Annotated in this window: 5 protein-coding genes and 1 pseudogene; 4 read left to right on the top strand and 2 right to left on the bottom strand. The window is 65.4% G+C overall.

All coding sequences use genetic code 11. The features are described 5' to 3' along the window. Positions 1-203 (top strand): UDP binding domain-containing protein (locus IQ782_RS29045; protein WP_240989663.1); only part of this gene is annotated, 203 nt, incomplete at its 5' end. An 87-nt stretch (positions 204-290) separates the two neighbouring features. Here IQ782_RS29045 and IQ782_RS29040 read toward each other — a convergent pair. Continuing rightward, positions 291-1853: a DUF4214 domain-containing protein gene (locus tag IQ782_RS29040; protein WP_194138148.1), complete on the bottom strand. Its 1563-nt coding sequence runs from the start codon at positions 1851-1853 to the stop codon at positions 291-293. Positions 1854-2457: 604 nt separating this feature from the next. Here IQ782_RS29040 and IQ782_RS29035 point away from each other — a divergent pair. The 3 genes from IQ782_RS29035 to IQ782_RS29025 are packed head-to-tail and all read left to right on the top strand — an operon-like array spanning position 2458 to position 5534. Continuing rightward, positions 2458-3981 carry a class I SAM-dependent methyltransferase gene (locus tag IQ782_RS29035; RefSeq protein WP_194138147.1) on the top strand — a complete coding sequence of 508 codons (1524 nt, stop codon included), beginning with the start codon at positions 2458-2460 and terminating at the stop codon, positions 3979-3981. Between the two features lie 36 nt (positions 3982-4017). Further along, positions 4018-4653 (top strand): CmcI family methyltransferase, encoded by a 636-nt coding sequence (locus tag IQ782_RS29030; RefSeq protein ID WP_194138146.1) that lies wholly within the window; start codon positions 4018-4020, stop codon positions 4651-4653. A gap of 2 nt (positions 4654-4655) precedes the next feature. Next, positions 4656-5534, top strand: a complete 879-nt coding sequence (locus IQ782_RS29025; RefSeq protein ID WP_194138145.1) for a glycosyltransferase family 2 protein — start codon at positions 4656-4658, stop codon at positions 5532-5534. A gap of 324 nt (positions 5535-5858) precedes the next feature. Here the strand turns inward: IQ782_RS29025 and IQ782_RS30485 are convergent. Then, positions 5859-6020: pseudogene (locus IQ782_RS30485) on the bottom strand (IS21 family transposase); the annotation flags it as partial. Positions 6021-7221 lie beyond the last annotated feature (1201 nt).

The following is a 7221-nucleotide window of genomic DNA, read 5'->3' as shown; positions in this document are numbered from 1 at the left end:
CCTATGCCGCCGCCGCGGGTGCCGACCTGCTGGTGATCCTCACCGAGTGGAACGAGTTCCGCGCGCTCGATCTCAAGCGCCTGGCTGGCGAGATGGCCACCGCGCGGCTTGCCGACCTGCGCAACATCTACGCCACCGAGGACGCCAAGGCGGCGGGCTTCACCGCCTATGAGAGCATCGGCCGGGCCGGCTTCCCCGGCTGAGCTGTCAGCGCGCCAGGCAAGAGAGACATTGCACGAAGGCCCCGGTTCTCCCGGGGCCTTCTTCCGTTTCAGCGGGCGGGTAGCGGCTCAGACCAGGATCATGTCGTCGGTGATCTCGGCCAGCAGGGTCTGGCTGAAGGTGATGCTCACCCCCTGGTCCTCGAAGCTCACGTCGCTGCCGGTCTGGCTCATGTGGGTCAGCGCCGCGGCGGCATCGGCGTATCCGAAGCCCTCGAGCGAGATGTAGTCCCAGGGCTCGAGGTCGAGCACCCGGTGGCTGCCGCCATCGGCCTGGGCGAACTCGAAGGCATCGGTGCCGATGCCGCCCGCCAGAAGGTTGTCGCCCGAACCGGGGTGCAGCAGGTCGTGGTAGATCGAGCCGCTGCCGTAATCGACGTCGCGCAGCCACTCCTTGAGAGCGTCGGCGGTGGCGGCCTTGAACTCGGCGCTCTGCGAGAAGCCCTCGACCACCTTGGCGCGGGACATGCCGCCCTCAAGTCGCGCGGTCCAGTTGGCCAGCCCCGTGGCATCGGGGTCGCGGCCCAGCACGTTGTTGTAGAGCAGGGTGACGAAATCGCCGTTGCCGAGCGCGCCGTAGGTGGCCTTGAACTCGGCGCTCTGCACGAAGCCGTCGATCACCTTGCCCAACTCCATGCCGTCCGCGAGCCGCCCGGACCAGTTGAGAAAGCCGTTGAGATCCGGCGCGCGGTCGAGCGTCGCCTGGTAGAGCCGGTAGACATCGTCGCCCCAGGCGGCAGAGGTTCTGTCCTCGACGAAGGCATATGTATAGGCGAAGGCGGCCCCGGCGGTGCTGGCCTTGAACTCGGCACTTTCCGAGAAGCCCTTGACCACCTCGGCGCGGGACATGCCGCCGTCGAGCCGCGCGGTCCAGTTGGTCAGCCCCATGGCATCGGGGTCGCGGTCGAGCACGTTGTGGTAGAGCAGGGTGACGAAGCTCTGGTTGTCCAGATTGCCATAGGTGGCCTTGAACTCCGGGCTGCCGGTGAAGCCGTTGATCACCTCTTGCAGGCTCATGGCGCCGGTGAGCAGCCGCTCGGTCCAGTTGTGGTGCCCGGTGAGGTCCGGCGCGCGGTCGAGCGTCGCCTGGTAGAGCCGGTAGACCTGGCCCGAGGCCTCCTCGGCGTAGCTGCCGGAGAAGCCGTCGCCGAAGAGCCGGTCGTCGCCGCTGCCGGTGGTGATCTCGTCGAGCAGCGTGCTGCCGAAATAGGTGACCGGGGCGGTGACCTGATCGAGCAGGAAGGTGCTTCTGGTGCTCGAGCTCGAGGCGTCCACGGTCAGTGGCGCGCTGCTCAGCAGGGTCATGAGTGCGGCATCGTCGTCGCTGTCATAGAGCTGCTCGAGTGCGGTGTAGAGCGTGGGCAGGTCCCAGCTCAGCCCGGTGAAGCTGGCGACCACCCCGGTCGGGCTGCTGATCTCGAGCCCGGTCAGCGTGCCGGCGAGATCCGCGGGATCGTCACTGGCCACCAGCCCGGTGCCAGTGAATGTGGTGGTGTAGCCGCTGTCCTCGTTGCGGACGGTGACCCGGGTGCTGCTCGCGCTCAGGAGCGCGATGTCGAAGCCGCCTTCGGTGCTGTTGAAGAATGCATCGTCGAAGATGTCGCGATCATTACCGAAATAAGTCAAAAGCATTCGTCTGTACCTTCAGTAAATTTATGAAATCATTGTGGGATATGGCCCCTTTGGCGGTTGGCCGCCCGGAGAATTCCGGCGAGGCGTCAGGCTGTCAGCTCGGCGATCCTCCTCCTGCGCGGGCTGCGAGGTATCCGTCCCGGGCCGGGGCCGGCGATGCCTGTGACGGGGATAAAAGTGGGATGGCAGGGGTGCCTGTAAGGGGGCCTGCCGGGGCGCGGCGAAATTGCCGGGCGGCGCTAAGAGACTTGAAAACCACCGCTTCAAATTCCTTTACCAGGGAAACGACTTGTTAGAGAGACAGGTCAGAAACGACCGGTCCGAACGAAGTGTCAAAAGCCTCGGGCAAACGTGCGTTAGATAAAATTGTTCCGCAAACATAGCACAGCTGCCGCCCGGCTGGGAGCGGTTTCGACGCCTGCGCGGGCGGTCCGGGACACCGGTACCGGCCCCGGCAGAGGTGCCCGGACCAGGTGTGACCGGCGCTCCACTGACGCGGCGAGAACGTATTTTCTCCTTGCGGTGAAGATCGTAGCGCATTGATATCCCTTGCATCGCGACCACCGCCGCTTTCGCACTCCCAAAAGGTCAAGAGTCAGCAAACATGGACTATCTTTCCGCCCTCGCCGCCGCCCATCAGACGCTGACACCCAAAAGCTACGTGGAGATCGGCTGCCGGGAGGGGCGCAGCCTGACGCTGGCCAATTGCCCCGCCATCGCCATCGACCCCGAGTTCGAGATCCGCATGGGGCTGTCGGCGCCGACCCGCATCTTCAAGCTGCCGAGCGACGCCTTCTTCGCCGCGCACGACCTGCGCCACCTGCTCGGCGGGGCGGTCGATCTGGCCTTCGTCGACGGCATGCACCGCGCCGAGTTCGTGCTGCGCGACATCCTCAACCTCGAGCAATACGCCGAGCACAACAGCGTCATCATCGTCGACGACGTGCTGCCCGAGCAGATCGAATGGGCCAGCCGGGAGCGCCAGACCCAGGCCTGGACCGGCGATGTCTACAAGGTGATCCCTTTCCTGCGCCAGGCCCGGCCCGATCTCGAGATCCGCGTCTTCGACGTCGCGATGAAGGGCATGGCGATCATCACCGGCTTCAACCCCGGGGATCGCAGCCTGCAGAAGGACCTGGCCTCCCACGAGGAGGCGCTCTCCGGCCCGCAGCTGGCCTATGACACGATCGCCGCGCTGCGCGCGGCGCTGGCCCCCGAGCCGGTAGAGAATCTGCCCGGCTTCCTCGCCGAGCTGAAGGCGCGCCGCGGCGATCTGCGGCCCATGCCCGTCGCCGGGGCCGCGCCCTATCTCGACCTACTCAAGCGCAGCCTGCTCAACGAGATCTACCTCGATGACGAGTTGCGGCTGCTCTACCTCCGGGACTGCCTGGCGGGCGGCGAGAGCTTCGACTACGCGGTGCTGCACGACATCCGCGACGCCCGCGCCGCCGCCTATGCCGAGCTGCAGGCCAGCCGGCGCATCGGGCGCTTCCCCGACCGGCGGATCCAGCGCTCGGGCTTCAGCCACTCGATGATGGGGCGGTTGCGCATGGACAGCCTGCACGCCTGCCTCGATGACCTGCACAGCCGGCGGATCCCCGGCGATCTCGTCGAATGCGGCGTCTGGCGCGGCGGCGGCTGCATCTTCATGGCTGGCTGGCTGAAGGCGCAGGGCGTGACCAACCGGCAGCTGATCGTCGCCGACAGTTTCGAGGGGCTGCCGAAGCCGGAGCACGAGAAGGACCGCGGGCTCGACCTCAGCAAGGACAAGTACCCCCAGCTGGCGGTCTCCCGCGACACGGTGCGCAAGAACTTCGAGGTTTACGGGCTGCTCGACGACAGCCGCCAGCATTTCCTCAAGGGCTGGTTCTGCGACACGCTGGCAGAGGCCCCGACCCGGCAGATCGCCCTGCTGCGGATGGACGGGGATCTCTACGACTCGACCATGGACACGCTGAAGGCGCTCTACGACCGCGTCTCCCCGGGCGGCATCGTCGTCGTCGACGACTACGGCGCCCTGGACATGTGCCGCGCCGCGCTCGAGGACTTCTTCGCCGAACGGGGCGAGGCGGTGCCGCCGCTCACCATCATCGACTGGACCGGCGCCTTCTTCGTCAAGCCGCACTGATCCTCCCACCGATCCCACCGACCCCGAGGGCAGAGCATGCGATCCTTCACCACCGCCTTCACCAAACCCATGCTCAAGGGCTACCAGGCCGGCGTCATGGGCTACACCTACAAGGGCGTGCGCTGCCTGAAGAGCCCGATTGACATCGCGATCTACCTGCGGCTGCTTTGGGAACTGAAGCCCCGGCTGATCCTCGAGGTCGGCTCGCACAGCGGCGGAAGCGCCCTGCTCTTCGCCGACCTGGCCGAGATCATGGGGCTGGAGGCGCGCATCATCTCGGTCGATCTCAATATCCCCGAAGGGGTACGCGACGACAGGATCACCTTCCTGCAGGGTGACGTGATGGACCTCGGGCCGGTGCTGGACGCCTGCCGCCTCGACGAGATCCCGCACCCGTGGTTCGTCACCGAGGATTCCGCGCACAGCCACGCCGGCTGCCTCGCGGCGCTGGCCGAGTTCTCGGCCCGCATGCAGCCCGGCGACATTCTCGCGATGGAGGATGGGGTGCTCGACGATCTCGGCATCTCGGAGCGCTACGACGGCGGGCCGAACCGGGCGCTCGGCGAGTATCTCGCGGCACATCCGGGCGTCTTCGAGATCGCCGAGGATCTCTGCGACATGTTCGGCCCCAACGCGACCTACAATCCGAACGGCTACCTGAGAAAGCTCTGAACATGCGCCTGTCGATCATCGTCATTTTCCACGACATGCGGCGCGAGGCGGCGCGCACGCTGCACTCCCTGAGCACGGCCTACCAGCGGGGCGTCTCCGAGGCAGATTACGAGGTCATCGCGGTCGACAACGCCTCCGCCGAGCCGCTGCCCGAGAGCCTGGTGACAGGGGCGGGGCCCAACTTCCGGCTGATCCGGCACGAGACCACCTCCGTCTCGCCGGTCGAGGCGGTGAACCTCGGCGTCGCCGCCGCCCGGGGCGCGGCGGTGGCCATCATCGTCGACGGCGCGCGCATGGCGAGCCCCGGGCTGGTCGGCACCAGCCTGCAGGCCCTGAACCTCGCCGCACAGCCGGTCGTCTACGCGCGTTCCTGGCACCTCGGCCCGGACGTGCAGAACCGCTCGATCCTCGAGGGCTACGACCAGGCCCGGGAAGACGCGCTGCTCGCCGAGGCCAACTGGCAGGACGACGGCTACCGGCTCTTCGACATCTCGACGCTGGCGCAGACTTCGGCCGGCGGCTTCTTCGGCCCGGTGCCCTCGGAGTTCAGCTGGGTGGTCGTCGCCAGGGAACTCTTCGAGGCGGTTGAGGGCTTTGATGTCAGGTTCACCTCGCCCGGCGGCGGGCTGGTGAATCAGCACTTCCGCAACAGGGTTCTGGCGCGGCCTGGCGTCACCCTGGTGCAGATCCTCGGTGAGGGTGTCTTTCACCAGGTCCATGGCGGGGTCGCCACGAATGTGCCGATGAAACAGCATCCCGTCGGCCGCTACCGGCAGGAGTACATGGACATAATTGGCGAGGAATTCGCTGCGCTACCGGTGTCCACCCCCCTATACATCGGCAGCCTCTCCGAGCCGGCCCGGAGATTCCTGCAGGACTGACCGGCACAGGGGCATTAGGACTGGCGGCACACCGGGGCCGGGCGATCGCCAGAACATGGGCTGACCCATCTTGCGCTGCGGGCGGCAGAGACGGTTAAGGGGCCGTACCCCGGAACCGGGGCGGTTAAGAGCGGATGTGTTCGGTTGCGGAAATCGTTGAGAACGGTCAGGGACAAATTCGCCCGGTTCATTGGCTAGCGTTTAACCATTGTTGCGAATAGGCACGTTTCCATGCGGTTGCGGCGGTGAGCGGAGCGGCGTCCGGATCAGAGGATCAGCTCCACCGGATCCGACCGCCGCTCGGTCAGAAGCTGCGCGAAGGCGCGGGTGGACACTGCGCTCGCAGGTGAGTTCGGTCGCCCCAGAGCGGACGACTTTCCGGACGGTGTTCCGCGAGACACGCAGGTCACGGAAGATCTGCTTGATCGATTTAACGTCGTGGAAATTCGCCCGACGGATCTTTGCGATAGTCTCCACGACCAACATCCCAAAACTGCTCCCGGTTGTTCCCGGGAGCATGGTGACCATCAAAGTAAGGAGGGTCATCTTTGGACGCCGATCACCCCGCTACAGGGGCAGTTTTCCATGAATGTTCACAGTCTGGTGATTGCGGCCTAACCCTGTAGCGGGTGAACAACCTTTCGAGACTTCACAGCTGGCGCTCGCCCGGAATAGCTCGCGCGCGCGAAGCCGATGGTTTTTGAGCTCCGCCTCAATCCTACACCTCGATGGCCATCCGGGGTCACACCGTCAGCGGTGTCGAAGTTACACGAGCTCCTCGGGCTCCAACCCGACCTCCGACAGGAACCATGAAAGACCGCCGTAGGTGTGGCGAAACTCCACGGTGAGCCAATGGCCGTCAATCATTAGGCTTGGGATGTCATCTGCATCCAAGCTTCCTGTGGCCCACACATTCTGCACGCGAAAACTCCGGCGGTCCAAGCCTCCGGCGATCAACATCACCACGGCTCCGGCACCCAAGCTCTTATCTTCTCAATGAGTTAAAAACTAAATATTTCAATATCTGCAACATTCCGCCGATCCAGCGTTCCAACAATATTGCACTCATTCATTCCTGTTCTTCTGCGTTCCAGCGACCCAGCGCTTGCCGAAAATTTTTTGGCCAGGTCATTGAGCGCGGAGCGCACATGGGGCTGGGGGCCAAAAAATCGGACATAGGCCCTCTCCGCCTGGCGTGGGGCGGCACGCCCCACGCCAGGCACATCGGGACGGGTGTGATCCGCGGACGGCCCCGGCGGCAGCTCTCGCAGGGGCGAGATTGCCCCCTCCTGGCCTGCGGATCACCGCGCCCTGCCTGAGTGACCCTTCGGATCACCGGGCGCGACACGGAGGCCATGAAGGCTGACCGGTTTCCGCACGCGGAAATCCCCCGAAGGGGCGAAAACCGGCCTCCATGGTCGGTTGGCTGGAACGGTATTGTGTTTTACACCTATAGAGCGTGTTCGAATTTCGATTACTGCTTGAGACTGCGATATGCCCCGCGGGCCCCGTCTCACCCACAAGGATATTGCCGAGATCAATCGCCTCTTGGGCGAGGGATTGCCTGATGCCGAAATCGCCCGCTGCAGCGGTCGGTCGCTACAAACGGTGGCGCGCTGGCCTGCGGGCTTGGCGGGCTGCGCGGCCCGGCGGGCAAGAAGCGCGTGCTGGAGCCGAGGGACCGGGT

Source organism: Salipiger mangrovisoli, assembly GCF_015223355.1.
GTDB lineage: Bacteria > Pseudomonadota > Alphaproteobacteria > Rhodobacterales > Rhodobacteraceae > Salipiger > Salipiger mangrovisoli.
Note: the sequence above shows the minus strand (reverse complement) of the source record. Positions and strands in the feature narration are given on the sequence as shown.